The 2364-nt window shown below is 55.7% G+C and carries 3 protein-coding genes; 1 reads left to right on the forward strand and 2 read right to left on the reverse strand.

Annotated features, from left to right (window positions below; translation table 11 throughout):
• Positions 1–149: 149 nt before the first annotated feature.
• On the reverse strand, positions 150–461 hold the full coding sequence (locus tag KKH67_03940; GenBank protein ID MBU1318328.1) for a hypothetical protein: 312 nt from the start codon (positions 459–461) through the stop codon (positions 150–152).
• A 67-nt stretch (positions 462–528) separates the two neighbouring features.
• On the opposite strand from KKH67_03940, the gene KKH67_03945 reads away from it, so the two are divergent.
• Positions 529–1938 carry a transposase gene (locus KKH67_03945; GenBank protein MBU1318329.1) on the forward strand — a complete coding sequence of 470 codons (1410 nt, stop codon included), beginning with the start codon at positions 529–531 and terminating at the stop codon, positions 1936–1938.
• A gap of 165 nt (positions 1939–2103) precedes the next feature.
• Here the strand turns inward: KKH67_03945 and KKH67_03950 are convergent.
• The coding region (locus tag KKH67_03950) for a hypothetical protein (GenBank protein ID MBU1318330.1) at positions 2104–2364 on the reverse strand (261 nt) is incomplete at its 5' end.

The following is a 2364-nucleotide window of genomic DNA, read 5'->3' on the forward strand; positions in this document are numbered from 1 at the left end:
AGATCTGGTGAGTTGGAGGGCATGGCGTGAAGCTCGTCCTGTTCGTGGAAGGACTGACCGAGAGCAAGGCCGTCCCGCCTTTTCTCCGCCGCTGGCTCGATCTGGACAGTGAAACGTTCTCCCTCAGTCTGACGCCACCCAGTGGTTGACTACTTTTTCTGCTGCTTGGCGAGTCGCAACGCAAGCGCTACCCATTCATCAATGAGTTTCTTGAACCGAGCGTAGGTTCTGATTTGCCGTTTAACTTCGGCAACCATCTCCTTTCTGACAAACTCGGTCGTGCTCTTACCCTTGCGCGTGTAGCTGAGCTGGTAATAGGGACCGTGCCTCTTCGGATCCTCGGGGTCTTTGCATCGACAGTTTGGTTTGCCGCAGACGTTGTATTGTTTGTTTAGAGCCCCAGGTCGCATATCTCCCAGCGCCAGAAGCTCCTCCTTGATTCGCTGAATTCGTTGTTGCATTTGTGCGAGTCTTGTGGTCATAGTCCGATAGCTTAGCACGGCTATCGGATGTGTCAAGGAGGTAATCATGACTCTCTGGCTCGAGTTTGTTCGTTGTGTTCAATGTCTCAGAGGTTCTTGTCGGCGAAGTGCAACCTTCATGTGGTTGACTGTCGTCTTGGTGGCATGGGTGGTCAGGCCTGACCTGCTTGGCGTCACAAGCTTCGTCCGGGCATCTTTCCTTCAGCCTGCCTGCTACCACCTCCTGTTACACTTCTTCCACTCCAATGCACTTGTGCTCCCTCGGCTCCTTCAGGCATGGGTAAAGCTGGCGATGACCTTGTTCTCCCCGCTGACTGAAGGGGGGTACATCATCTTCGTGGCCGACGGCCTCAAGGTCGCAAAGGAAGGCAAGAAGATGCCGGCCGTCAAGTGCCTCCATCAGGAATCAACAAACAACTCCAAGGCCGAGTACATCATGGGACACTCGTTCCAGGTCGTCTCCTTGCTGGTTACCGCAGCGACAGGACAGGTCTTCGCTGTGCCCCTGCTCTCACGAATCTGTGAGGGTCTGATCTGGGGACGTTCAGCCAAGCGCAACTCCCTGCTCGACAAGCTCGCCATCATGTTCCTCCAGGTCACCACGATCGTGGCTGTTCCGGCCCTTCTCGTCGCCGATGCCTACTACGCAAGCCGAAAGGTCATCGAGCCACTACTCCAACAGGGACATCAGCTCATCAGTCGAGTCAGAAAGAACGCGGTCGCTTTTCATTTGCCCACCCAACCGAAAGAGAGACGACGGGGGCGCCCGAGAAAGTACGGCAATAAAGTCCGGCTCCGTGACCTGTTCAAGGGATGGAGGGCCTTCTCCGAAGCGCCCAGCCCCGTCTATGACGAGCAGGGCATTATGATCAAGTATCGGTGCGTCGACCTGCTATGGCGGCCGGTTGCTAGGCTTGTGCGATTCGTTCTGGTGAAGCACCCAACGCGAGGAAAGCTCATCCTGCTATGCACCGACCTCAACATGGACCCCCTCACTGTCATTAAGATCTACGGGCTGCGTTTCAAAATAGAAGTATCATTCAAGCAGGCTCTTCATACGCTTGGCGCCTACGCTTATCATTTCTGGATGCGCAACATGACTCGAATTCGCTGGGGCGCTGGAGATCAAGACTTGGCCGACAGCTCCAAGCGACACATACAGGCTGTCGACAGAAAGGTCGCTGCCTACCATCGATACGTCCAGATAGCGTGTATTGTCCAAGGCCTTCTTCAACACCTCGCAATAAACTTCCGGAGCACCGTATGGGCCAAGTTCAGAAGCTGGTTGCGGACCATGAAACCCGACCTCGTTCCATCTGAGATGGTTGTCGCGCAGGCGCTCAAAGCAGACCTCCCTGAATTTCTCCTGGACAACTCCAGCAACCCTGAACTGAAGAAATTCATCCTCGATCATGCAGACTGCGAGAGATTGCCAGCATTCAAGATGGCCTCGTAGGCGAACGTTTCACTCTCCAGTGAACTGCCTGGGGAGAGGTCCTGACAGAGCGCCAGGAACATTGGGAACGCCGTGTCCGATGGCTTCTTGCGCCACTCCCTCAGTGCCTCAATGCTCCTATTGAAATCCATCAGCTACGCCCTCCCGTGTTGAGGATCAACGCACCTATCGTACAACCCAGAGATTCCACCGCCCAGCTGGAGGTGGTTGTGCCAGCGCGTCATCGTGGTCGAATGGATCTGGCTTGCCGTCCAAGTATGGGCGGGCAAGATACCAGCGAAACGCACGGGTGGCATGCTCCTCAACCCCCTCCAGCGGTGCCGTTGGGGCACTCAGCAGTTCGACGGCGAGATGCGCCTCAAGCAGAGCGTCGATCGTGACCGACAGTATGTCTTCCGCAAACGAGGTCGGTGATGTTGGGATCCG

The sequence above is a fragment of the Candidatus Zixiibacteriota bacterium genome, assembly GCA_018820315.1.
In the GTDB taxonomy this organism is placed as follows: domain Bacteria; phylum Zixibacteria; class MSB-5A5; order JAABVY01; family JAHJOQ01; genus JAHJOQ01.

What these genes read in the sequence shown, in the direction of transcription:
- KKH67_03940 (MBU1318328.1), bottom strand. Translation starts at nt 461, where the DNA reads ATGCAACAACGAATTCAGCGAATCAAGGAGGAGCTTCTGGCGCTGGGA.
- KKH67_03945 (MBU1318329.1), top strand. Translation starts at nt 529, where the DNA reads ATGACTCTCTGGCTCGAGTTTGTTCGTTGTGTTCAATGTCTCAGAGGT.